27 protein-coding genes are annotated in these 21,854 nt (G+C 66.8%); 11 read left to right on the top strand and 16 right to left on the bottom strand.

What is annotated here, in order from left to right; genetic code table 11:
- Positions 1-72 precede the first annotated feature (72 nt).
- Complete coding sequence (locus QFX32_07655; protein ID MDI9633911.1) at positions 73-336, top strand: UPF0147 family protein; 264 nt, start codon at positions 73-75, stop codon at positions 334-336.
- Between the two features lie 74 nt (positions 337-410).
- Here the strand turns inward: QFX32_07655 and QFX32_07650 are convergent, their stop codons facing one another.
- The 9 genes from QFX32_07650 to QFX32_07610 all read right to left on the bottom strand — a co-directional run bounded on the left by QFX32_07650 (position 411) and on the right by QFX32_07610 (position 9,732).
- The gene (locus QFX32_07650; protein MDI9633910.1) at positions 411-824 is read right to left on the bottom strand and encodes a secondary thiamine-phosphate synthase enzyme YjbQ; all 414 of its coding nucleotides are present in this window, start codon (positions 822-824) and stop codon (positions 411-413) included.
- 71 nt (positions 825-895) lie between these two features.
- Entirely contained in the window at positions 896-3,352 is a 2,457-nt protein-coding gene (gene gyrA, locus QFX32_07645) for a DNA gyrase subunit A (GenBank protein ID MDI9633909.1), read from the bottom strand.
- Entirely contained in the window at positions 3,342-5,339 is a 1,998-nt protein-coding gene (locus QFX32_07640; protein ID MDI9633908.1) for a DNA topoisomerase subunit B, read from the bottom strand. The genes gyrA and QFX32_07640 overlap by 11 nt, the downstream gene beginning before the upstream one ends.
- 104 nt (positions 5,340-5,443) lie before the next feature.
- Positions 5,444-5,752 (bottom strand): hypothetical protein, encoded by a 309-nt coding sequence (locus tag QFX32_07635; GenBank protein MDI9633907.1) that lies wholly within the window; start codon positions 5,750-5,752, stop codon positions 5,444-5,446.
- A gap of 40 nt (positions 5,753-5,792) precedes the next feature.
- Positions 5,793-6,620 carry a cobalt ECF transporter T component CbiQ gene (gene cbiQ / locus QFX32_07630; protein MDI9633906.1) on the bottom strand — a complete coding sequence of 276 codons (828 nt, stop codon included), beginning with the start codon at positions 6,618-6,620 and terminating at the stop codon, positions 5,793-5,795.
- A complete protein-coding gene (locus QFX32_07625; protein ID MDI9633905.1) occupies positions 6,617-7,450 on the bottom strand; it encodes an ATP-binding cassette domain-containing protein in 834 nt (277 codons plus the stop codon). Before QFX32_07625 ends, cbiQ begins: the two co-directional genes overlap by 4 nt.
- A gap of 48 nt (positions 7,451-7,498) precedes the next feature.
- On the bottom strand, positions 7,499-7,855 hold the full coding sequence (locus tag QFX32_07620) for a PDGLE domain-containing protein (GenBank protein MDI9633904.1): 357 nt from the start codon (positions 7,853-7,855) through the stop codon (positions 7,499-7,501).
- Positions 7,852-8,493, bottom strand: a complete 642-nt coding sequence (gene cbiM / locus QFX32_07615; protein MDI9633903.1) for a cobalt transporter CbiM — start codon at positions 8,491-8,493, stop codon at positions 7,852-7,854. Before cbiM ends, QFX32_07620 begins: the two co-directional genes overlap by 4 nt.
- A gap of 48 nt (positions 8,494-8,541) precedes the next feature.
- Positions 8,542-9,732: an NAD(P)/FAD-dependent oxidoreductase gene (locus QFX32_07610; protein MDI9633902.1), complete on the bottom strand. Its 1,191-nt coding sequence runs from the start codon at positions 9,730-9,732 to the stop codon at positions 8,542-8,544.
- A gap of 94 nt (positions 9,733-9,826) precedes the next feature.
- On the opposite strand from QFX32_07610, the gene pth2 reads away from it, so the two are divergent.
- Both pth2 and truD read left to right on the top strand, forming a co-directional pair.
- Entirely contained in the window at positions 9,827-10,189 is a 363-nt protein-coding gene (gene pth2, locus QFX32_07605; protein MDI9633901.1) for a peptidyl-tRNA hydrolase Pth2, read from the top strand.
- Positions 10,190-10,222: 33 nt separating this feature from the next.
- A complete protein-coding gene (gene truD / locus QFX32_07600; protein MDI9633900.1) occupies positions 10,223-11,494 on the top strand; it encodes a tRNA pseudouridine(13) synthase TruD in 1,272 nt (423 codons plus the stop codon).
- 25 nt (positions 11,495-11,519) lie between these two features.
- Here the strand turns inward: truD and QFX32_07595 are convergent, their stop codons facing one another.
- Together QFX32_07595 and QFX32_07590 are read right to left on the bottom strand one after the other, a co-directional pair.
- Positions 11,520-12,305: a S49 family peptidase gene (locus QFX32_07595; protein ID MDI9633899.1), complete on the bottom strand. Its 786-nt coding sequence runs from the start codon at positions 12,303-12,305 to the stop codon at positions 11,520-11,522.
- Complete coding sequence (locus tag QFX32_07590) at positions 12,283-13,002, bottom strand: dihydrofolate reductase family protein (protein MDI9633898.1); 720 nt, start codon at positions 13,000-13,002, stop codon at positions 12,283-12,285. The genes QFX32_07595 and QFX32_07590 overlap by 23 nt, the downstream gene beginning before the upstream one ends.
- A gap of 182 nt (positions 13,003-13,184) precedes the next feature.
- On the opposite strand from QFX32_07590, the gene QFX32_07585 reads away from it, so the two are divergent.
- A complete protein-coding gene (locus QFX32_07585; protein ID MDI9633897.1) occupies positions 13,185-13,817 on the top strand; it encodes a CDP-alcohol phosphatidyltransferase family protein in 633 nt (210 codons plus the stop codon).
- Here QFX32_07585 and artA read toward each other — a convergent pair.
- A complete protein-coding gene (gene artA / locus QFX32_07580; protein MDI9633896.1) occupies positions 13,789-14,595 on the bottom strand; it encodes an archaeosortase A in 807 nt (268 codons plus the stop codon). The genes QFX32_07585 and artA overlap by 29 nt on opposite strands.
- A 154-nt stretch (positions 14,596-14,749) precedes the next feature.
- Here artA and QFX32_07575 point away from each other — a divergent pair, with 154 nt between their 5' ends.
- Positions 14,750-15,061, top strand: coding sequence for a transcription factor S (locus QFX32_07575; GenBank protein ID MDI9633895.1), 312 nt, complete (start codon positions 14,750-14,752; stop codon positions 15,059-15,061).
- Between the two features lie 170 nt (positions 15,062-15,231).
- On the opposite strand, the gene QFX32_07570 is transcribed toward QFX32_07575, so the two are convergent.
- Positions 15,232-16,188 carry a carboxypeptidase-like regulatory domain-containing protein gene (locus tag QFX32_07570; protein MDI9633894.1) on the bottom strand — a complete coding sequence of 319 codons (957 nt, stop codon included), beginning with the start codon at positions 16,186-16,188 and terminating at the stop codon, positions 15,232-15,234.
- A 151-nt stretch (positions 16,189-16,339) separates the two neighbouring features.
- Here QFX32_07570 and QFX32_07565 point away from each other — a divergent pair, with 151 nt between their 5' ends.
- Both QFX32_07565 and QFX32_07560 read left to right on the top strand, forming a co-directional pair.
- Positions 16,340-16,900: a TATA-box-binding protein gene (locus QFX32_07565; protein MDI9633893.1), complete on the top strand. Its 561-nt coding sequence runs from the start codon at positions 16,340-16,342 to the stop codon at positions 16,898-16,900.
- A 92-nt stretch (positions 16,901-16,992) separates the two neighbouring features.
- The gene (locus QFX32_07560) at positions 16,993-17,367 is read left to right on the top strand and encodes an ArsR family transcriptional regulator (GenBank protein MDI9633892.1); all 375 of its coding nucleotides are present in this window, start codon (positions 16,993-16,995) and stop codon (positions 17,365-17,367) included.
- 71 nt (positions 17,368-17,438) lie between these two features.
- Here the strand turns inward: QFX32_07560 and rpiA are convergent, their stop codons facing one another.
- The gene (rpiA, locus tag QFX32_07555; protein ID MDI9633891.1) at positions 17,439-18,140 is read right to left on the bottom strand and encodes a ribose-5-phosphate isomerase RpiA; all 702 of its coding nucleotides are present in this window, start codon (positions 18,138-18,140) and stop codon (positions 17,439-17,441) included.
- Entirely contained in the window at positions 18,137-18,940 is an 804-nt protein-coding gene (gene surE, locus QFX32_07550; GenBank protein MDI9633890.1) for a 5'/3'-nucleotidase SurE, read from the bottom strand. Before surE ends, rpiA begins: the two co-directional genes overlap by 4 nt.
- 82 nt (positions 18,941-19,022) lie before the next feature.
- Here surE and QFX32_07545 point away from each other — a divergent pair, with 82 nt between their 5' ends.
- From QFX32_07545 to QFX32_07535, 3 genes are read left to right on the top strand one after another with little or no spacing between them, the layout of a single operon-like run.
- Positions 19,023-19,913 (top strand): ATP-grasp domain-containing protein, encoded by an 891-nt coding sequence (locus QFX32_07545; GenBank protein ID MDI9633889.1) that lies wholly within the window; start codon positions 19,023-19,025, stop codon positions 19,911-19,913.
- The gene (locus QFX32_07540; GenBank protein ID MDI9633888.1) at positions 19,907-20,842 is read left to right on the top strand and encodes a hydantoinase/oxoprolinase family protein; all 936 of its coding nucleotides are present in this window, start codon (positions 19,907-19,909) and stop codon (positions 20,840-20,842) included. The genes QFX32_07545 and QFX32_07540 overlap by 7 nt, the downstream gene beginning before the upstream one ends.
- A complete protein-coding gene (locus QFX32_07535; protein ID MDI9633887.1) occupies positions 20,839-21,060 on the top strand; it encodes a hypothetical protein in 222 nt (73 codons plus the stop codon). Before QFX32_07540 ends, QFX32_07535 begins: the two co-directional genes overlap by 4 nt.
- Here QFX32_07535 and QFX32_07530 read toward each other — a convergent pair.
- Positions 21,038-21,523: a hypothetical protein gene (locus QFX32_07530; protein MDI9633886.1), complete on the bottom strand. Its 486-nt coding sequence runs from the start codon at positions 21,521-21,523 to the stop codon at positions 21,038-21,040. The two genes, QFX32_07535 and QFX32_07530, sit on opposite strands and share 23 nt — an antisense overlap.
- Positions 21,524-21,718: 195 nt before the next feature.
- On the opposite strand from QFX32_07530, the gene QFX32_07525 reads away from it, so the two are divergent.
- On the top strand, positions 21,719-21,854 hold a 136-nt coding region (locus tag QFX32_07525), incomplete at its 3' end, for a hypothetical protein (protein ID MDI9633885.1).

The raw sequence follows: 21,854 nt of genomic DNA, 5'->3' as shown, positions 1-21,854 counted from the left end.
TCTATATAAGTATGGTTCAGGAATGACTCGTTATAGATGAGTTTTTCGCGAGAGACACCGGAGGGGATACCCATGACCAACCCTGAGAAGACCATCGAGAACTGCATCCAGATGCTCCAGCACATCATGGATGACAGCACCATCCCGCGGAACATCCGGAGGGTCGCGGACGAGACCCGCCAGTTGCTGATGAACACCTCCAAGAAATCGGGGCTGCGGGCCGCGGAGGCGATCTCGAAGATCGACGAGATCAGCAACGATCCGAACATGCCTGTCCACGCGCGGACGCGGATCTGGGAGCTCGTCTCGCAGCTGGAGACGATCCCGCTGGACTGAAGAGACCGGCTGCCGCTCCCACCGGGGGCGACCCGCGGTGTGGGGATCTCCCGCACCGGAGCGATACTTTTTCGTCACGGGAGGACCGTGATGGTGACCGTCCGCCTCCTTGACTCCCTCACGTCGAGCTCGAGGAGGACGACCTGTTGCCACGTCCCGAGCGCAGGCTCCCCGCCCGTCACGGGGATCGTGAGGGAGGGCCCCACGATCGCGGCCTTGACGTGCGACCGGCCGTTGCCGTCCCCCCACGCGGCGTCGTGGGCGTAGGGGACGGACTCGGGCGCGATCCCGGAGAGCGCCCTCCGGAGGTCCTGCAGGACTCCCTTCTCGTACTCTATCGTCGTCACGGCCGCGGTAGACCCCGCGACAAAGACGTTCGCGAGGCCTTCACGGGCACCGCTCTCCCGGATGGCCTCCCGCACACGGGGGGTGATGTCGACGATGTCCCCCTCCCCACGCGTCTCCACGGTGATCCTCGTCTGGTACATCGTGGGAGAGAGAGACCCGCACCGGGATGAATGTATCGCGAAAAAAAGTGTCGCGGAGGGGGGATGGGGGTTCAGTCTCCCATCTCGGGCCGCAGGATCGCAAAGCCGACGACGCGGTCTCCCTCTTCCATCTTCATGATCCGTACACCGCGGGTGCTCCTCTTCTGGACCGAGATCTCGGAGACCTTGGTCCTGATGGCGATTCCCGACGCGCTCATCAGGATGATCTCGTCGTCCTCGGAGACGGCTTTCGCGTCCACGACGCCGCCCCGGAACTCCGTGAGGATGTTGCGCACGCCCATCGTCCCCCTCCCGTGGCCGTGGAACTCCGAGAACTCCGTGCGCTTGCCGTAGCCGCTCTCGGTGACCGTGAGGAGGTGGTCCTTCTCGACGAGGGAGACCGCACGGAGCTCGTCGTTGCCCCGCAGCCGGATCCCGATGACGCCCATCGCGCCCCTGTGGTGCCCCGTCACCGCGGACTCGTGGAACCGGAGGCTCTGGCCCTTCCGGGTCGTGAGGATGACCTCGCGGTTCCCGTCGGTGATCTTAACGTCGACGAGCGAATCGCCCTCCCGCAGGGTCATCGCGATGATCCCCGTGGAGCGGGGCCTCGAGAACTCCTCGAGCGGGACGCGGAGGACCATCCCCTTCCGCGTCGCGAAGAAGAGGTACTTGTCGGGCGAGAACTCGCGGACGGGGATGACCGTCGTCACCTTCTCGTTGTCGAGGTTGAGGAGGTTTGCGATCGCCTTCCCCCGGCTCGTCCGCGAGCCCTCCGGGATGTCGTACACCTTGAGCCAGTAGGCCCTGCCGCTCGTCGTGAAGCAGAGGAGGTAGTCGTGCATGTGCGCGACGAAGACGTCCGTCACGTAGTCCTCCTCCCTCGTCGCCATCCCGATGATGCCCTTCCCCCCGCGCCTCTGCTGGCGGTACGTGTCGAGGTCCATCCTCTTTATGTAGTTGAGCGCCGTGAGCGAGACGAGGACCTGCTTGTCCTCGATGAGGTCCTCCCTCTCGATCGCGGTCACCTCCTCGGATATCCTCGTCCTCCGCGGGTCCCCGTACTTCTCCGCGAGCGCGAGGAGTTCCTTGCGGATCTCCGCGCGGATGTTCCTCTCGTCGGAGAGGATCTCGGTGAGGCGCGCGATCTCCCGGGAGAGCTCGTCCCTCTCCTCCTGTATCTTCTGCCGCTCGAGCGCCGCGAGCCTGCGCAGCTGCATCTGGAGGATGGCCGAGGCCTGCGGCTCGGTAAGGCCGAACCGGGAGATGAGGGTGTCCCTCGCGGCCTCTGCCGTCTCGGAGGCCCTGATGGCCGCGATCACCTCGTCGATGCGGGAGAGGGCGAGGAGGAGCCCGTCGAGGACGTGGACCCTCTCGAGCGCCTTCTTCCTGTCGTACTCGCTCCGGCGCCTGATCACCTCGGTCCTGTGGGCGACGAACTCCCGGAAGAGGTCGACGAGGGAGAGGATGCGCGGCTGGTTCTCGACGATCGCGAGGTTGATGATGCCAAACGTGCTCTCGAGCGCGGTGTGCTTGTAGAGCTGGTTGAGGATGACAGAGGCCGACGCGCCCTTCCTCACGTCGATGACGACCCGCAGGCCCTCCTTGTCCGACTCGTCGCGGATGTCGGAGATCCCCTCGATCTTCTTCTCCTTGACGAGGGTGGCGATGGACTCCACCAGCCTCGCCTTGTTGACCTGGAACGGGATCTCGGTGATGACGATCCGCTCCCCGCGGCTCCCCCTCTCCTCGATCTCGGCGACACCCCTCACGACGACCCTGCCCTGCCCTGTCTGGTACGCGGTGCGGATCCCCTCCGTGCCCATGATGATGCCGCCCGTCGGGAAGTCGGGGCCCGGGAGGTGCTGCATGAAGACCTCGAGCGGGGCGTCGGGCGTCTCGAGGTACTGGATGATCGCGTTGCAGACCTCGCGGAGGTTGTGCGGCGGCATGTTCGTCGCCATCCCGACGGCGATCCCGCTCGACCCGTTGACGAGGAGGTTGGGGACCTTCCCCGGGAGGACGGTCGGCTCGGTGAGCGACTCGTCGAAGTTGGGGACGAACGCGACGGTCTCCTTCTCGATGTCGTGGAGGAGCTCCTCTGCGAGGGGGCTCAGCCGCACCTCCGTGTACCGCATCGCCGCGGGCGCGTCGCCGTCGATCGAGCCGAAGTTCCCCTGCCCCTCGATCAGGGGGTACCTGTAGGTGAAGGGCTGGGCCATCTTGACGATGGTGTCGTAGATCGCGGCGTCACCATGGGGGTGGTACTTCCCCATCACGTCCCCCACGACGCGGGCGCTCTTCTTCGTGGGCTTGTCGTGGGTGTTGCCCATCTCCCACATCGCGTAGAGCGACCGCCTGTGGACGGGTTTCAGCCCGTCCCTCGCGTCCGGGATGGCGCGCCCGATGATGACGCTCATCGCGTAGTTGATGTAGGAGGTCTTCATCTCCTCCTCGATGTTCACCGGGATGACCTGGCTCGCAGGTCCCTGCGCCGTCGCCGCGGCTCCCGCGTCTTCAGATGTCAAGGTTCGTCACCTCGCGGGCGTGCCTCTTGATGAAGTCCCTGCGGGCGGCCACGTCCTCGCCCATCAGCTTCTCGAATATCTCGCTCGCGTAGCTTGCGTCCTCGATGGTGACGCGCTTGAGGACGCGCGTCGCGGGGTCCATCGTCGTGCTCCACAGCTGCGCCGCGTTCATCTCCCCAAGACCCTTGTACCTCTGGACGGTCACGCCCTTCTCGCCGAGTTCCCGCACGATCTCCTTCATCTCCTCCTCGCGGTACGCGTACCTCTCGACCTTCCCCTTCGCGACCCGGAAGAGGGGCGGCTGCGCGATGTACACGAACCCCTCCTCGATCAGCCTCTTCATGTACCGGAAGAAGAACGTGAGGAGGAGCGTCCGGATGTGGGCGCCGTCCACGTCGGCATCGGTCATCAGGATGACGCGGTGGTACCGGGCCTTCTCCGGGTCGAACTGCTCGCCCACGCCCGTCCCGATGGCGGATATCAGGGCCTGTATCTCGGCGTTCTTCAGGATCTTGTGCGGCGTCGCCTTCTCCACGTTCAGAATCTTGCCCCGCAGGGGGAGGATCGCCTGGAACCGGCGGTCGCGCCCCTGCTTCGCGGAACCGCCCGCCGAGTCCCCCTCGACGATGTAGATCTCGCTTTTCGCGGGGTCCCTCTCGGAGCAGTCGGCGAGCTTGCCGGGGAGGCCCGTCGACTCGAGCGTGCTCTTCCTCCGGGCGAGTTCCCTCGCGTTCCGCGCCGCCTCGCGCGCCCTCGCGGCCGTGAGGACCTTCTCCACGATCGCGGAGAGGACCCGGGGGTTCTCCTCGAAGTAGTCGGAGAGCGACTGGTACACGAGCGAGTCCACGATCCCCTTCACGTTGCTGTTGCCGAGGCGCATCTTCGTCTGCCCCTCGAACTGGGGGTTCGGGATCTTCACGCTCACGATCGCCGTGAGGCCCTCGCGGACGTCCTCGCCCCTGATCGCGAGACCCGCCTCCTTCACGAGGTTGTTCTTCCGGGCGGCCGTCGTGACGGCCCGCGTGATCGCGCTCCGGAACCCCTCGAGGTGCGTCCCCCCTTCACGGGTGTTGACGCTGTTTACGTAGGAGAAGACCTGCTCCGAGTACCCGGTCGTGTACTGGAGCGCGACCTCGACCTCGGTCATCGACTCGGGGTCCGTCCTTTTAAAGGCGATGACGTCGGGGTGGAGCGGCTCGGACCCCGCGTTGAGGAACCGGACGTACTCGGAGATCCCGCCCTCGTAGCGGAACCTCTCGGCGTCCCCCGTCCGCTCGTCCGAGAGGGAGATCGAGAGACCCGCGTTGAGGAAGGCGAGCTCGCGGAGCCGGTGGGCGAGGACGTCGTAGTCGAACCGGACCGTCTCGAATATCGTCTCGTCGGGGCAGAACGTGATCAGCGTCCCGGAGAGGCGGTCGCCGAACTTGCGGAGGAAGTCCTCCCTGTCCGTCCCGCGGAACGCCGGTCTCTCCCCGTACCATGCCTCGTACCGGCCGGCGAGCTCCTCGAGGCTCTCTTCCCGGCACGACAGCGGCGAGACGACCTCCCCCCGCGCAAAGTGCATCTCGTACACGTTTCCGCCGCGGTAGACCCTCGCGCGGAGCCAGCGGGAGAGGGCGTTGACGACCGAGACCCCGACGCCGTGGAGCCCCCCGGAGACCTGGTACGTGCTCTTGTCGAACTTCCCGCCCGCGTGCAGCACGGTGAGGACGACCTCGAGCGCGCTCTTGCGCGTGTTGTTCATCTCGTCGACGGGGATTCCCCTCCCGTTGTCGAGGACCGAGATCGAGCCGTCGGCGTGGATCGTCACCCAGATCGAGGTGCAGAACCCGGCGAGGGCCTCGTCGACCGAGTTGTCGACCACCTCGTAGACGAGGTGGTGGAGTCCCCTCGCGTCCGTGCTCCCGATGTACATCGCGGGGCGTTCCCTGACAGGCTGGAGACCCTCGAGTACCGTGATGTGCGAGGCATCATAGGTATCTGCCATTTCCTACCCCCGTGAAAAAACAGTCTTCTCCCGCGGAAACGAGTGTCACATAGAGTATTGGACGGCGGGGGAGATAAGCCTAATTCCAAAAAATTGTCCCATTTTCACTGGAATTCGCCGATGTCCGCGTCCTTGATCCCAAGGGCCCTGTCGATCGCGACGACGAGCCTGTTGAGGATCCTCCTCACCTCCTCTGCCTCCTCCCTGTCCAGCGTCCCCGGCTGGTGCCACGCGATCCGCTTGCGGAGTTTCTCCGCGAGCTCCTCCACCTCGGTCCCCTTGAACTGGTCCGGCACGACGAACTCCTGCAGGTGGTCGGCGGCCCCGTAGAATGCCTCCTCAGGCCTCCCGGCGAAGTGCTTGCAGATGTGCATGAGGTTCGTGACGAAACCCCTCCCGAACGTGCTCGCCATGGGGGAGAGTGGGTTTTCGCGCGGGAAAAAGGGTTGCGGTTCAGTGCACCCCGCCGGAGAGGAGCCACGCGGCGACCGGCGTGCAGACGACGACCGGCATGCAGGCCGCGAGGAACGCGACGTCGGCACGCCGGAGGGGTTTTCTCCTGATGTAGAGGTGGCTCTCCCTCCCGTACCCCCGGCAGAGCATCGCCGTGTACGTCCGCTCGCCCTGCTCGTACGCGCGGACGAAGAGCGTGCCGATCGCGTACGCGAGGACCCGCAGGCGGTACCTGTAGGGCAGGCGCGCGTCAAACGGCGAGAAGCAGCGCGCGGAGAGCGAATCCACTGTCTTCCGGGCCATGTAGCCGAAGACGAAGATATACCGCACCATCATGCCGAGCACGAGCGAGAACTCCGGGGGGAGGCCGAGCCTCCCCGCGCCCTCGAGGAGGTCTGGAACGCGCGTCGTGGACGAGAGGAGGATGACGAACGAGACGCAGACGAGGAACTTCACCGCGAGGATGGTCGCGAATTCCACCGACTCCCTGTACACGTGGATGCCGAGCGGGAGGTCGACGACCGGCGTGAAGGACGCGTAGTAGGGGTTCTGGACGAATATCTGGACGAAGACGAGGAAGAAGCCGAACGGGACGACCATGAGCAACCTCTTTGCGTAGGCGACCGGGGAGAGGCGCGAGATCGCCCAGAGCACCGAGAAGAGGAGGAAGAAGACGAGCCCCACGGGGAAGACGAGCGGGGAGTAGGGGACCGCGACCATCGCGACGACCGCGGAGAAGCAGAGGACGATCTTTGCCCTCGCGTCGAGCGCGTGGACCGGGCTCCTGCCCGCCGCCTGTTTCTCGATCGCGAAAAGGTCCTCTATCATCCCCTCCTCCTGAACGCGTCGAGGAATGCCTCCCTCGCCTCCTCGAACGTGTAGGCCATGGAGATCTCGATCCCCTCCTCCCGCAGGGCACAAATCAGCCTCGGGATGGCCGGGGCCTCGAGGCGGGCGGACGAGAGCATCTCTGCCTGCGCGAAGACCTCCCTGCACGTGCCCGACGCGACGATCCTCCCCCTGTCCATGACGTACACGAGGTCTGCCATCTCGGGGACGAGCGAGACGTCGTGGGTCGAGAAGATCACGGTCATCCCGTAGCTGCGGGAGAGCCCGTTCACGAAGCCGACGAGGTCCCTCACGCCCGCGGGGTCGAGCCCTGCGGTCGGCTCGTCGAGGACGAGGACCTGCGGTTCCATCGCGATGATCCCCGCGATCGCGACCCTCTTCTTTTCCCCGCCGGAGAGGTGGTGGGGGACGCGGTCGCGCAGGTGCGAGATCCCGACGACGCGCAGGGCCTCCTCCACCCTGTGCCGGACTGTCTCCTCGTCGAGCCCGAGGTTCAGGGGCCCGAACGCGACGTCCTGCTCCACGGTGGGGGAGAAGATCTGGTCGTCGGGGTTCTGGAAGACCACGCCCACGAACTTGCGCACCTCTTTGAGGTTCCCCCGCGTCACCGGCTCCCCGCGGACGAGGACCGAGCCCGACGTGGGCGTGAGGATGCCGTTGAAGTGCTTGAAGAGCGTGCTCTTCCCCGCGCCGTTCGCGCCGATCACCGCTATCCTCGTGTTCCGCGGCGCGATGAAGTTCACCCTGTCAAGGCCCGTGACGTTGCCGGGGTAGACGTAGCAGAGGTCCCGCGTCTCGATGAGGTGCATGCGTGCCAGCCCGCTTTCCGGGTACGTGGTGGGTAAAAAAGGAAATAGCTATTCCTTTGCCCCGGGACGGGACAGGACCTTCCCGAGGCTTATCGCGATTCCAAAGACGAGGATCGTCCCGATCGCGATGGCAAGGGCCTCGCCCATCTTCGAGAACCCCTCGATCGAGTAGTCGGGGAACGGCGCGGGGAACGAGAACGTGTTCCCCGTGATCCCGACGACCTGCTCCTCCGCAACCGCCGCGGCATCCTCGTCGAGCTCCGACCCGTGGATCTCCTTGGCCCCGAATATCCCGAAGAACGCGCTCTCGAGGCCGTCGGGGTTGCTCGACGCGATGAACGGCGCGGCGACCGCGATCGCGAGGGCGACGATGACGCCGAACACGACGATGTTGTCCCTCTTCATTCCGCCGCCACCCCCGAGGCACGCGGGAGGAGGTCCGGCCGCGCAGTATAGATGAGGTAGAGCGCGACGGTCGTGATCGCCCCCTCGATGATCCCGATGACCGCGTGGTAGAGGCCCATGGAGAAGAGGCCGAGGCCGAGCGGGAACGTCCCAGCGACTGCCATCTCGACAGCGCACGCGAGGGCCGCGAGGAAGAGGGAGAGCCATGCCGCGCCGAACGCCGAGGCATAGGGGTTCGCGGCCACCCTCGAGAGGGCCCTGTACCCGTAGAACCCGGAGAAACCGCCGATGACGCCCATGTTGATGATGTTTGCACCCATCACCGTGATCCCGCCGTCGCCGAAGAGGACCCCCTGCACGATGAGGACGAGCGTGAGGACGAACACGGCAGCGAAGGGGGACCCGAGCACGATCGCGGCGAGGGCCGCCCCCATCATGTGCCCGCTCGTCCCCCACGGGATGGGGACGTTGACGGCCTGGATGGCAAAGATACCCGCCGCGAGGACCGCGACGAGCGGGACCTTCTCGTCCTTCATCTCCTCCCGGGCCCAGCGGAGGGAGAGGGCGATGAAGACGAGGGCGATTGCCCAGTACACGGCTGCCTGGGCGAGTGGAATGAAAGAGTCAGGGATGTGCACGATGACCACCAGAGTATTACATTTATATTGAACAGTTTTACTCTTTCCTCAAAACATATTATTTTTGTTCTTTTTTGTTACCCAAGAACGCAAAATTGCGCCGAGGGAGGGGAAGAGCGCGGGCCGGAGCGCGAGGCGGCGGACGAGCCTCCACGGCCTGTCCATGTCCCCGAGGGAGACGATGTCCGAAACGATGGCGGGGTCGCCGAGTGCCCTCACGAGCCCCGCGACCTCGGATGGGCCCATCCTCTGGCGTGCCTCGAAGAGGAGGAGCCCGGCGGAGAGCTCGCGCCCGAAATCTGCCCTCCACGCGCTCTCGTATCGCGAGAGGAACCCGTCGTCGTACCGCCCGCGCGCCACGGCCTCCGCGATGGTGCGCGCGGCGTGTGCCGCCGACCGGACGCCCGTGTAGACCCCTCCCCCCGACGTGGGCTTCGCGAGGCCCGCCGCGTCGCCGACGAGGATGGTCCGGTTCCCGCACGTCCGGGCCCTCGGGCCGACGGGGATTCCGCCCGCGACGAGGTGGACCGACGCGCACGGGCCTTGGCGCGAGAAGCGGGAGAGGAACCGGGAGAAGTGCTCCCTCGTGCCCGAGAGGGCGGCGAGCCCCACGCGTGCCCTCCCCCGCCCGATCGGGATCGCCCACCCGAAGAAGTCCGGGGAAGCGTCCGGGTAAATTTCGACGAGATTCCCGTCCATCCCGTGGAGGATGTCGGCCTGGAGGCCCGAGAGGATGTACGCGGGGCGGGGCATCCCCGCGTGCCGCGCGACGCTGCTCGCCGCGCCGTCGGCACCCACGAGGATGCGAAAGCCAATCTCCCCCCGCCCCCCCGCTCCCCTCGTCAGGATGCGCCGGCCGTCCCTCCGGAAGTACGCGGTCTTCACCCTCACCTCCGCCCCCGCGCGGGCCGCGCGCTCGAGCATCTCGCGGTCGAGCACTGCACGGTCGACGACGTGGGCCTTCGGCGTCCCGGCGTCGAAGGAGAGGACGGGGCCGAGCGACGAGACGACGCGGGCACCCGTCACTGTCGAGATGATGGACGCGCGGGAGACGCGGCACTCCTCGAACGCCGAGAGGGAGAGGAGTCCCGCGCACTGGACGGGGATCCCCGCCGCGGCGTGCTCCTCGACGATGCAGACGGAAAGCCCCCTCTCGGCGCAGAACCTCGCGCACGCGCTCCCCGCGGGCCCACCGCCGACCACGACGACGTCGTACTCCCTTCCCATGTCCCCTTCCATGTCTCAGCGCGGTGCCGCATCAAGGGATCCCGTGGGACCCGCGTGCCCCCGCGCACCCCTTTTTCACCTCGCGCGCGGAAACATTCTCCCACGGATGGAGAGCGCACCACAGTTCGCCTGGAAACAGTGCATCGTCGTGCGTGCCGACCTCAAGATGAGCTGCGGGAAGACCTGCGCGCAGGTCGCCCACGCCGCGGTCGCCGCGTACGAGCGGGCGGATGCCGCGGCGAAGAGGAAGTGGTTCCTCGAGGGGCAGAAGAAGGTCGTCCTGAAGGTCCCGGGGGAGAGGGAACTCCACGAGTTGAAGGCCCTCGCCGAGCACGCGGGGATCCCGGCCGCGCTCGTGCAGGACGCGGGGCTGACCGAGATCCCGCCCGGGACGGTGACCGCGCTCGGGCTGGGGCCCGCGAAGTGCGAGGACCTCGACAGGATCACGGGGTCCCTCGCCCTCCTCTGAGAGCGGGCGAGGATTTTCCCGGGGCAGTTTCCCATGAGAGAGAGCCCGTATCCCCTCGAGAAGTCGCTCGGCATGCGGTACTACGCGAGCGACACGCCCGGGATCGGGGGCAGGCTGCGGGAACGGGCGGAGGACTTCGCGGTCGAGGAGGTCGCGCTCTCCCCCGGCAACGAGGGGCCGTACCTCGTCTGCCGCCTCACGAAGAAGAACTGGGAGATGCAGCGGGCCGCGCGCGAGATCGCGCGGCAACTCGGGATCTCCCACCGGCGGATCTCGTGGACCGGGACGAAGGACACGCACGCCCTCACCACCCAGGCGATCGCGATCTACGGCATCTCCGAGGCCGACCTCGCGCGGGTCTCTCTCCGGGACATCGAGATCGTCCCGGTGGGGCGGTCGCGCCAGCCCCTCCTGCTGGGAGGCCACGCGGCGAACCGGTTCTCGGTCACCATCAGGGACACGCGCGCCCCCGACCTCGAGGGGGAGGTCGCGGCAGTCGCGGAGACGTGCGCGCGCGGAATCCCCAACTACTACGGCATCCAGAGGTTCGGCGTTGCCCGCCCGGTCACCCACCTCGTCGGCCTCCACGTCCTGCGGGGGGACCTCGAGGGGGCGGTCACCTGCTACGTCGGGTGGACCGGTCCCGGAGAGAGCCCGGCCGTCCGTGAGGCGAGGGAGGAGTTCCTCTCCTCCAGGGACGCCGCGGCTGCCCTGCGGTCGTTCCCCCAAACGCTCACCTACGAGCGGGCGCTCCTCCACCACCTCGTCTCCCGCCCGGGCGACTACGCGGGTGCGCTCCGCGTCCTCCCCCCGCGCCTCCTCTCCCTCTTCGTGAGCGCGTTCCAGTCCTTCCTCTACAACTGCGTGGTCTCGTCGCGGATGGAGAGGCTGGGCGACGAGTTCACCGTCCCCCAGCCGGGCGACCGCCTCGTCTTTCCGGACGGGAGGGAGGACGTGGTCACCCCGCCGATGCTCGCGGCGGCCCGCACCATGGCCGCGAGGGGGAGGTGCCGCGTCGCGGTCGCTATCCCGGGTTGCCGGCCGCTCCACCCGGCGGGCGACGACGACCGGGAGATGGCCCTCCTCCTCTCCCGCCACGGGATCGGCCCGGGCGACTTCGCGAGGGCCGCGGAGATCGCGGGCGTCCCGTACGAGGGGACGCTCCGCCCCGTCGTCCTCTCGACGGCCGTCTCCACGCGCATCGAGGGGAGGGATGTCACGCTCTCCTTCACGCTCGAGCCCGGGTGCTACGCGACGACGGTCTGCAGGGAGTTCATGAAGGCGGACCCTTCCTCCATGGCCTGACGCGTCCGTCGGCACGGGGTGTTTTTCACGTCCGCCGCTCGCCCGCGAGTCTCCTCGCCCCCTCGATCGCGTCGTTCAGGTTCCCGAGCTCGTCGACGAGCCCCGCGGCGAGCGCCTCCTCGCCGAGGAGGACGCGGGCGTCCTCGATCTGGCTCCTGTTCACCGGCCGCGCCGCGAGGATCCGGGAGACGAGCCGCTCGTTGCTCCCGTTCACGAGCCGGGCCACGTACTCGCGTTCCTCGCCCGTGAGGGGCCGGAGGCCGTAGCCCATGTCCTTGCTCGCGCCGGCCTTGACCACCTCGACGCTGATGTTCCTCTCCGAGAGCCAGCCCGAGATGTCGAGGAACATCCAGCTCGTCCCTATCCCGCCGGTGAGGGTGTCGGGGTTCGCGTAGATCCTGTCGGCCGCGGCGGAGACCGCGTACGCCGCGGAGGTCGCGATGTCCCCCATGGAGACGACCACCGGCTTCTTCTGCCTCGCGTAGAGGATGTCTCTCTCGATCTCCTGCGCGGCAGCCGGTGTCCCGCCCGGACTGTTGACCCTGAGGACGATCGCCTCGACGAAGGGATCGTCGGCCGCGTCCCGGATCGCCCTCCCCACGTACTCCGAACCGATGTACCCCCCGCCGTGGTCCTCTCCCGCGACGATGATGCCCTCGATCCGGATGACCGGGACCCCTGCACCGCCCGTCCCGGAGAGGAGGAGTACCCCGCAGGCGAGAGCCCCGAGGACCATCCCCGCGACGAGGACGGCGGCGGGGAGGAGGGCCTTGCGGAATCGCCTTTCCCTACGGTCCCCGTCCCCCTCCACCCTCTCCCTCCGTTCCCTTCGCGTAGAGGACCCGCCACTCCGTGACGAGGTTCGTCCCGCACATGGTGTGGGAGACGAGCTCGAGCCGGATCATCTGGGACTCGTCCTCGATGTGCATCCCGCCGACGAGGGAGGGGGTGTCCGCCCCCCCGACGATGAAGGGGAGGTGGATGAGCCGTATCTCGTCGACGAGCCTGTGGTGGAGCATGTGCCAGTTGAGCGTCGGCCCACCCTCCACCATCAGCTTCCGCACACCGAATTCGTCGTGGAGGATCTCCATGAGGAGGGGGAGGTCCACCTTCTCCCTGCCCGCCCGCACCACGCGGACCCCTTTTTCCTCGAGCATCGCGACGTTTTCGGGCGGGGCCCTCTCCGAGACCGCGATCACGGTGGGAGCGTCGGGGCGGAGGACGTTTGCGTCCGACGGGATGTCCCCCATGCTGCAGGGGATGACGCGGAGGGGGTTCCTCCCGGGGACGAGCCGGACCGTGAGGAAGGAGTTGTCGATCTTTATCGTCTGGGACCCGACCATGATCGCGTCGCACGCGGCCCGCGTCCTGTGCAGGAGGATCTCGGTCTCGTGGTCCATGTACTTCATCAGGATCTTGCTCGATACACCCTTCTTGAGGGTGAGCTTGCCGTCCACGGTGATCTCTGACATCAATAGGACGTGGGGCCTGTTTCTCGTCCGGGACACGGGATCTCCTCGCACCTGACAACTGTTTCGCGCTGCCCTCTTATAGAGGTTCCCAGGCGGCAAGGGACAGACGAATCCCGTTTTTCCGCGCGGGGAGGCAGGTTTTCCCCTCCTTGCGGCCGGGGCTGCCCGGCGGGGGGGAACCACTACCATTATCGGCCCTCCACGCCTCGTACGTACACATGAACATCACTGCCCTCCGGCCGCGCTTCGCGCGCTACATCGAGCCGGTGGCAGCGATAGTCTCCCGGACGGGCCTCTCCGCGAACCAGGTCTCGGTCCTCTCGCTCGCCTTTGGACTCCTCTGTGCCCTCCTCTTCTCCCGCGGGATGTTCCTCGCCGGGAGCCTCGCCCTCCTCGCATCCGCCATCCTCGACCTCGTCGACGGGTCGGTGGCCCGCCAGACGTCCACCCAGTCGCGTTTCGGCGCGGTATTCGACTGGATCGTGGACAAGTACGTGGACGCCCTCGTGATCCTCGGGATCGGCATCTCGGGCATCCCGCTCGTCTCCCGGTTCCTCCCGGTTGCCCCGGCCGCCGACCTCGCCGTGGTCGGGCTCGCCATCACCGGTTCCCTGATGAACACGTTCATCAAGCCGGTCGTCTACGCGGAGATCGGGTACAGGGAGAGGGTCGACGGGAAGATAGAGGACCCCCTCGAGGGCATCGGATTCTTCGGAAGGCCCGAGACGTGCCTCGTCCTCCTCGCCGGCGGGTTCTCGGGTTTCATCTGGCTCTCGGTCATCGTGATCGCGGCCTGCACGAACCTCTCGGCCGCCCAGAGGATCACGTACCTCTACCGAACGTTCTCCTGATCTCCCGGATGTAGAGGGCGGAGAGGTCGGTCGCGAACCGGGCGAGGTCGGGGATGAGCGAGAAGAGACCCCACGCGATGCCGACGAGGAGGAGGAGCGCGAGGCCTTCCGCGATCACGTTGTGCGCCCAGAAGAAGCTCTCGTACCCCGGCTCCCCGTTCCCCGCGATCTCCGGGAGGTACGGGAACCACTGCTCGGTGTAGGCGACGATGACGCCGACGTTCCTCCCGATGTTGAGGGCGTAGATGACCGGGACGACGAGCAGGAACGCGAGCACCTTCTGGCGCAGGGTCGTCGGCACGGCGCTCGCGACGCCGAGCATGATGGCGATCGCCTGGATGCCCGTGCAGGCGAGGATGATCTCGACGCGGTAGCCGTTGCGCGAGACGAGGTTCCACGCGAGCCGCTCCACGGGGTACCCGGCGAGCGAGAGGACGGCGGCCGTCTGGTCCACGACGACGCGGATCAGCCAGTCACCGAGGGGCGTAAAGCCGAAGGGGGCGTAGAGGAGGAACGCGACGGCGGCGGCCCCCGAGAGCTGCTCCGCGAGCCGCTCGCCCGCGAGGAGGAACCGCGCGGTGAGCGCGAGGAACGGGACGGAGAGGGCCGCCATGAACGGGTAGAGGACGTTGTTGATGGAGAGGTAGTAGGGGATCTCTGCAAAGAGGAAGAGGACCATCCCCGTCCACCCGAGGATTGCACAGTGGTTCCGGAACCGCCACGGGACGAGGAAAGCGAGGAAAGAGATGCAGGAAGCGAGGACGAGGAGATCCTTCATCCCGATCCCATGGGCTTTACGGGGAGAAAAAGGGTGCCGTGGGGGCTGCCGGGCGGGGAAACGCGCGTTGCTCCTTTCGCGCTGCCGCCCCCTGCCTCGCCTGCCCCGTGCTCATCCAAGCCTTAATCTCCCGGGAGAACGCATTGATCCCCGGATGTTCTGCCCCGAGTGCGGAAGCCTGATGATCTCGTCCGCGGGCCAGCTCAAGTGCCGGAAGTGCGGGTACATCAGGAATATCGAGAAGAAAGAGAAGCTCCAGATAAAGAAGAACAGGAAGGAGAAGGAGATCACCATCGTCGAGGAGGAGGGGCCGGTCCGCACGCTCCCCACGATCGCGACGAAGTGCCCTAAATGCGAGCACAACCTCGCGTTCTGGTGGCTCCGCCAGCTCCGGGCCGCCGACGAGAGCGAGGTCCGGTTCTTCCGCTGCTGCGAGTGCGGGCACACGTGGCGGGAGTACGACTGAACGATCCGCAAAAAAATCCCCCTTTTTTTTTGACCTTTTTCCCCTCCCGCGTGGGAATGGGGGAGCACCGGGCTTTGCCCGCCCCCGCGGGAGAAGAGACGCGCGCCCGGTGATTTCCGGGAGGCGGTGCGGGAGTATTTTCTCCCGCGGGGTAAGACCTCTCCCTTTCACTATGGCAGGAGACTGAAGTTGATCCCCGTCTGGTAACAATTGCCGGGGTTCAGGATGAACTCCTGGATGGACGGCGACACCCCGGAATAGCCCGGGGGAACTACTACGGTGACCTGATAGAAGTGCGCCGGATTGTATGGAACACCTGTGATGGCGTAGGTCCCGCCTGCCCCCGTCACCGTGGAATACCAGGGGGTCCATGGCGCCTGCCCCTGGTTCTCCCTGTACCTGTACTGGATTGTGACCCCGGGGATGCCGACATTATTCGAGTTGTTTACCACGCGCCCCGTGATGGTCCCGCACGCGGGTATCGGAGTCGCCGTGGGTGTCGTCGTGGGTATCGTCGTGGGAGGTGTCGTCGTCGGCGTCGTGGTCGGTACCGTCGTCGGTGTCGTCGTGGGAGGTGTCGTCGTCGGCGTCGTGGTCGGTACCGTCGTCGGTGTCGTCGTGGGTGTCCCCGTCCCTCCCCCCGGCTCCCCGATCCCCTCCTTCAGGACGAGGAGCTTCGCCCTTTCGTCCACCACGCGGAGGTACAGTTTCGCGTCGGGGATTTGGCCCGGCGGATACGCGGGCACCCGGCCTCCCACCCGGTATTTCTCCGCCGAGGCATCGTAGTAGATGTAGATCGTCTCCCCGGGGTTCCACGTCGCCACGCCCGGGTCCGGGACGGCCTTGAAGGTCCCCCTCCCGGTGTCGAGGTAGAACCCGAGCACGTAGCGGCCTTCCTGCGACGGGTCGAGGACGGCAGGGTCCCCGCCGCGGGAATAGAGGCTGATCGCCTTGCCCCCCGCGTAGTCGACGACCGCGACCCTCGGCGGGATGTACGCCGACTTGGGCTGGAGGGTGATGTATCCGAATACGATGCCCCCGATGATTGCCACGAGCGCGATGACGAGAACGACGAGGAGTATCGTCCCGATCACCTCGTCGATGCCTGCGTCTCCCTCCCTCTCCATCGTTATTCCCTCTGCGCGCGGGATGATAAACTGACCTTCCCGCACCCTGCCCGGGGCCGCGTGGAGACCACCGGGTTCCCCCGCTCCTGACCGCGCCCCGCCGGCCCGGGCAACCCAACTGTTTATATACTGCCCGGGTTCATTTATAAATATGAAGGTCAAACCGGAGGATTCTCTCAAGATCGAAAATATCGTTGCCTCTGCGAAGGTCACGGATTACCTCGATCTCCCCGCCCTCGCCTCCCAGATAAAAGACGCCGAATACAATAAGAAGAGGTTCCCGGGCGTCGTCATCAGGATGCAGCAGCCAAAGATCGCTGCCCTCGTCTTTGGGTCGGGGAAGGTCGTCCTCACGGGGGCAAAGAGCATCGAGAGTCTCTCCCAGGGCCTCGAGATCCTCGGCAACCTCCTGCGTGGGCTGAACATCGAGATCCCAAAGAAGCTCACGTACAAGATCCAGAATATCGTCACCTCCGCGGACCTCGGCTCCGGCATCAACCTCAACAAGATCGCGGTCGGTTTCAACCTCGACCGGATAGAGTACGAGCCCGAGCAGTTCCCCGGGCTCGTCTACAGGCTGGAGAACCCAAAGGTCGTCGTCCTCCTCTTCGGCTCGGGGAAGCTCATCATCACCGGCGGGAAGGAGCCCGACGATGCCCGGAAAGCCGTCCAGAAGATCCTCACGGACCTCAAGAACCTCGGGCTCCTGTGATAAATTTTATTTCGTTTTTAATATGGAGATATAAATAATAATAATATTTTTATCTAATTGGTTCCAACCCGTTAGGAATGACAGGGAATCGCATGAAATCGAGGAATATCATGTATTTTACCCCGAGGGAGGAGGAACTCGCAGATCTCCTGGTCCGCATAGGCCTCAAGAAGAACGTCGCCAAGGTCCTCGTCTACCTCGCCCACACGCAGGAGGCAACGTCCCGGGAGATAGAGCGCGGGACCGACCTCCGCCAGCCCGAGGTGAGCATCGCCATGGCGACGCTCATGGAACAGAAGTGGGTCGAGAACAGGGCGACGAAGACGGAGAACAAGGGCCGGCCCGTCAAGATCTACAGGCTCTCCCGGCCCATCCGCGAGATCATGGACTGCATCGAGCAGGAGAAGAAAAAAGAGGTCTCAAACCAGCTCGAGCTCATCCAGCAGGTCCGCGAGTACATCTCGTGACGCGATCCCGCCCCTGACCTCCTCCACCGTGCACTCAATTTTCCGCGCCGCATCCTCCCCCGCACGCGGGATCATACCGGCTTTCCCCTCACCTCCACGCCCCCCGCGCTCCCGGAAACGAGGGTCGTCTTTCCCGTGAACTTGCAGAAGAGGCCGCACTCGAGCACGCCGGGGATGAGGGTGAGAGCGTCCTCGAGCCCCTCGGGATCCGGGATCGCGGGGAACGTGCAGTCGACGATGTAATTGCCGTTGTCGGTGATGACAGGGCCGTCCTTTGCCTTCCCCTCGCGGACGACAGGGACACCCCCCATCTCCCGCAGGGAGCGGATGACCGGCGTTGCCGCGAACGGGATCACCTCGAGGGGGACCGTCCCCGAGAGCGCCGGGACCACCTTCTCACGGTCCGCGACGATGACGAGGCGTGCAGCAGCTGCCGCGACCACTTTCTCCCTCGTGAGGGCCGCGCCCCTCCCCTTGATCAGGCGCAGCGCCGGGTCCACCTGGTCCGTCCCGTCGACCGCGAGGTCGAGCGCGGGGTAATCGTCGAGCGTCGCGAGCGGGATCCCGAGCTCCCGCGCGCGAATCGCGGTCTGGTGCGACGTCGGGACCCCGGCAACGGAGAGGCCCTCTGCCTTTATCCTCTCCGCGAGCCGGACGAGGAAGTGGTACGTGGTCGACCCGGTCCCGAGCCCGACGACCATCCCGTCGCGGACGAACTCCGCCGCCCTTTCGCCGGCATTCCTCTTCCCGGTCCCGGCATCTCCCGGCGTCACGCTCCCCCCCTCTCCCACAGCCCGGAGAAAAGCCGGGAGAGCTCGCCGGTCGCGCCGTGGGCGGTGCAGTCGAGGGTGATGGGGGTGAGCGAGATGTTCCCCTTCCGGATGGCGTGGACGTCCGTCCCCTCGTCCGCGTCCTCGATGAGCGGGCCGTTGATCCAGAAGTACGGCCGCCCCCTCGGGTCGAGCCTCCTCTCGACGCCCGTCGCGAAGAGCTTCTCGGCGAGCCTCGTCACCTCGTACCCTCCCCTCACGACCGACGGGATGTTCACGTTCAGGACGTCCGTGCCCGCCGGGAACGGCCTGTCGAGGAACATCCTGCAGACCTCGCGGACGACCCTCTTTGACGATTCAAAGCTCTGCCTGTGCCGCCGCGGGTCGTCGAACTTGTCGCCCTGGTCCTCCACCTGGAGCGAGAACGCGATCGCCCGCGTCCCCTGGTTTGCCGCCTCCAGCGCCGCCCCCACCGTCCCCGACGTCATGATCGACTCGAAGGAGAGGTTCTCCCCGATGTTGATCCCGCTCACCACGAGGTCGGGGCGGATACCGAGGGCGTAGAGGCCGATGATCACCGCGTCGGTCGGTTTCCCCCCGACGGCGTAGGCCGTCACCCCGTTCACCTCCACCTCGTGGGCGCGTATCGGCTCGAATATGGATATGGACCGTCCCACCGCGCTCTGCTGGGTCGCCGGTGCGACGATGGTCACGTCCGAGAAGGGCGCGAGGGCCTCGTAGGCCGCCCAGAGGCCGGCAGAATTGATCCCGTCGTCATTGGTGAGGAGGATCCGGTGTCTCATGGTCACCAACCATTGGGTATGTGGGGGAGAAATAAGTGACCGATCGTCACGCCTATCACGGGAGAGGTCGTGATCTCTAGGGATGAAGGCGTTCCTCGCCGAGTACGCGACGTTCCACGACCCGCTCCTCGCCCCCGAGGGGAGGGCGATGCTCGATGTCCTCGCGGGGAGCTTTGCGCGGTGCGGGTACGAGGTCGTCCTCCCCGAGCGGGGCGACCTCCTCGGGGAGATCCGCCGCCTCGCCCCCTCCTGCGACGTCGGGCTCGTGATCGCCCCGGACCACCTCCTCTTCCGGTACACTTCCGCCCTCGAGAGGGTGACCCACAACATCGGGTGCGGGAGCATGAACGCCGCGATCTGCGCGGACAAGCAACGGTGCGGCCAGATCCTCCGGCGGCACGGGATCGCGGTCCCGGGCGAGCCACGGGCCGGGAGGCAGGTCGTCAAGCCCGTCGCGGGGTGCGGCTCGCTCGGCGTGCGGCTCTCCGGCGACCCGCCGGGGCAGGGCGAGTTTGCGCAGGACTTCATCGAGGGGGAGCACCTGAGCGTGAGCCTCGTCGGGAGCAGGGTCGTCGGGAACGCGTGCGCCTACTACACGGGCAGGCCCCCCCTCCTCCTCGCCGTGAACCGGCAGGACGTGAGGATCGGCCCTTCAGGGGAGTTTACATATTGCGGGGGCGAGACCCCGGTCTCCCACCCGCGGCACGGGGAACTCGTGGAGGCGGCTTCAAAGGCGGTGACGGTCCTCGGCTGCCAGGGGTACGTCGGCGTGGACATCGTCCTTGCGGACCGGCCGTACGTGGTCGACGTCAACCCCCGGGTCACGACGAGCGTCGTGGGCATCGCGGCCTGCATGGAGGAGGAGATCGCCGACGTGCTCGTCCGGGCATCGAGGGGGGAAGGGCCCGACTCCGTCCACCTCGTGGGGAGGGCGCGGTTCGACAGCCACGGGAGGGTGGAACGGCTGTGCTAGGGATCGACGTCGGGGGGGCAAACGTCAAGTTCGCGACGGAGGAGGGTGTCGAGACCGTCTACTGCCCCCTCTGGAAGGGTGCACCCCTCGCGGAAGTCCTCTCCCGGTACAGGGACGAGGGGGACGACGGGTGCGCGGTCGTCATGAGCGGCGAGCTTGCCGACTGTTTCTCCTCCAAGGCGGAAGGGATCGCGTGGATCGTCCGGGCGGTGAAGGGGGTCTTCCCCGGCGCCCTCTTCTTCGGGACGGACGGGGCGTTCCACAGGGACCCCGACCCCTCCCTCGCCGCGGCGAACTGGTACGCGTCCGCGGTCTACCTCCACACCCTGTACCCGCGGGCTCTCCTCGTCGACATGGGGAGCACGACGACGGACATCGTCCCCCTCTCCTCCCCCGGCCACCTGCGGGGACTCTCGGACCTCGGGAGGCTCCGGCGCGGCTACCTCCTCTACACCGGGCTCCTGCGGACGCCCGTCCCCGCGGTCATCCGCTCCGCCACCGTCGGCGGGATTCCGACACCCGTGAGCGCCGAGTACTTCGCGCAGAGCGCGGACGCCCACCTCGTCCTCGGCCACATCCGGGAGGAGGACTACACGTGCGACACGCCGGACGGGAGGGGAAAGGACCGCGGGTCCTGCCTCCGCCGCCTCGCGCGCGTGGTCTGCGCCGACCTCGAGGAGATCGGGGCCGAGGGCGCGACGGACGTCGCGGTCTCCTTCTGGGAGGCGCAGGGAAGGTCGGTGCGGGAGGCGGTGGATGCGGCGCGGTGCGCCTGCGGCGCAAAGACCGTGGTCGCGGCGGGGACCGGTTCGCGGCTGGTCTCGTCGCTCATCCCCGCCCGCGACCTCTCGCGCGACCTCGGCGACGCGGCGGCAGCCCTCCCCGCCCACGCCGTCATGGAGGTGATGAGACGAGGCCTATCGTTTTGAGCGTCCTGCTCCTCGCGGGATCGCTCCTCGCGACAGCGCTCCTCTGGCTCGCGGGCTTCCCGTTCTTCTTCCTCTTCCTCTTCATCCCGCTCATCCCGCACGTGTGGCGGGAGGCGCCGGCCCGCCGGTGCCCCGCGTGCGGGTTCGCGACGCGGGACGAGAGAATCGCCTTCTGCCCGTACGACGGGACGCCCCTCACCGACGGGTCGCGGCCGTGAGGGAGAGCGAGAGGAGCGACCGCGGGAGGGGGATGCCGAAGAGAGGCTCGACCGGGACCGCGGGGAAGGCGCCCCGCGCGTAGGAGCGGACGGTGTTCTTGTCGACCGAGATCCCGAGGCACGCGGCGACGCGGGCCGCCCGGCCGGGGGTCATGTTCCGCGAGAGGGCGACGCAGAGGTCGACGACCGGCGAGCCGTGGCGCGTCCCGGGGTAGAACGGCGCGCGTGCCGGCGAGACCCTCCCGCAGGCGGCGCACGAGAACCTCTTCACCCGCACGTTCACCGTCCTCCTTTCGTCCCCCACGATGACCACGGCGAACCGCCGCTCCTTCGTGTCGTACCCGGAGACCTCGCCCCCGCAGTGCGGGCACGCCTCGAGGTCGGAAAAGACCCTCCCCCCGACAGAGAGGACCCCCTCCGTGACGAGGGCCGCGAGCATGGGGTGCACGCGCGGCGGCCTCACGGGCGTCCCCTCCCCGCCGGATCCCGGAGGAATGAGCCCCGATCTCCCCGGGCAGCCACGCCGTGGCGGCATCCCTCTTGCCCCCCTCTCCCCGCACGCGCCATGGTACCCACCGGTATTCATCGATTTTCCGCCGTAAATCAGTATCGTTAAATAAGGCCGGCGGGAGATGTACCACTGTTCGAGGTTTCACACATGGACGTCAAGTACGTGCAGACGACCTGTCCCTACTGCGGGACGGGATGTTCCTTCAACCTCGTGGTGAAGGACGGGAAGGTCGTCGGAACGGCGCCGTACCACCGGTCGCCGGTGAACGAGGGGAAGGTCTGCC

Source organism: Methanolinea sp., from assembly GCA_030055515.1.
Lineage (GTDB): Archaea > Halobacteriota > Methanomicrobia > Methanomicrobiales > Methanospirillaceae > Methanolinea_A.
Note: the sequence above shows the minus strand (reverse complement) of the source record. Positions and strands in the feature narration are given on the sequence as shown.

Bases quoted from the DNA above. Each gene is read 5' to 3' on its own strand.
- QFX32_07585 (MDI9633897.1), top strand. From the start codon at position 13,185: ATGAACATCACTGCCCTCCGGCCGCGCTTCGCGCGCTACATCGAGCCG.
- QFX32_07640 (MDI9633908.1), bottom strand. From the start codon at position 5,339: ATGGCAGATACCTATGATGCCTCGCACATCACGGTACTCGAGGGTCTC.
- QFX32_07625 (MDI9633905.1), bottom strand. From the start codon at position 7,450: ATGCACCTCATCGAGACGCGGGACCTCTGCTACGTCTACCCCGGCAAC.
- artA (MDI9633896.1), bottom strand. From the start codon at position 14,595: ATGAAGGATCTCCTCGTCCTCGCTTCCTGCATCTCTTTCCTCGCTTTC.
- QFX32_07635 (MDI9633907.1), bottom strand. From the start codon at position 5,752: ATGGCGAGCACGTTCGGGAGGGGTTTCGTCACGAACCTCATGCACATC.
- truD (MDI9633900.1), top strand. From the start codon at position 10,223: ATGAGAGAGAGCCCGTATCCCCTCGAGAAGTCGCTCGGCATGCGGTAC.
- QFX32_07575 (MDI9633895.1), top strand. From the start codon at position 14,750: ATGTTCTGCCCCGAGTGCGGAAGCCTGATGATCTCGTCCGCGGGCCAG.
- QFX32_07545 (MDI9633889.1), top strand. From the start codon at position 19,023: ATGAAGGCGTTCCTCGCCGAGTACGCGACGTTCCACGACCCGCTCCTC.
- QFX32_07610 (MDI9633902.1), bottom strand. From the start codon at position 9,732: ATGGAAGGGGACATGGGAAGGGAGTACGACGTCGTCGTGGTCGGCGGT.
- QFX32_07560 (MDI9633892.1), top strand. From the start codon at position 16,993: ATGAAATCGAGGAATATCATGTATTTTACCCCGAGGGAGGAGGAACTC.
- cbiQ (MDI9633906.1), bottom strand. From the start codon at position 6,620: ATGATAGAGGACCTTTTCGCGATCGAGAAACAGGCGGCGGGCAGGAGC.
- QFX32_07570 (MDI9633894.1), bottom strand. From the start codon at position 16,188: ATGGAGAGGGAGGGAGACGCAGGCATCGACGAGGTGATCGGGACGATA.
- QFX32_07655 (MDI9633911.1), top strand. From the start codon at position 73: ATGACCAACCCTGAGAAGACCATCGAGAACTGCATCCAGATGCTCCAG.
- QFX32_07565 (MDI9633893.1), top strand. From the start codon at position 16,340: ATGAAGGTCAAACCGGAGGATTCTCTCAAGATCGAAAATATCGTTGCC.
- QFX32_07650 (MDI9633910.1), bottom strand. From the start codon at position 824: ATGTACCAGACGAGGATCACCGTGGAGACGCGTGGGGAGGGGGACATC.
- surE (MDI9633890.1), bottom strand. From the start codon at position 18,940: ATGAGACACCGGATCCTCCTCACCAATGACGACGGGATCAATTCTGCC.
- pth2 (MDI9633901.1), top strand. From the start codon at position 9,827: ATGGAGAGCGCACCACAGTTCGCCTGGAAACAGTGCATCGTCGTGCGT.
- QFX32_07620 (MDI9633904.1), bottom strand. From the start codon at position 7,855: ATGAAGAGGGACAACATCGTCGTGTTCGGCGTCATCGTCGCCCTCGCG.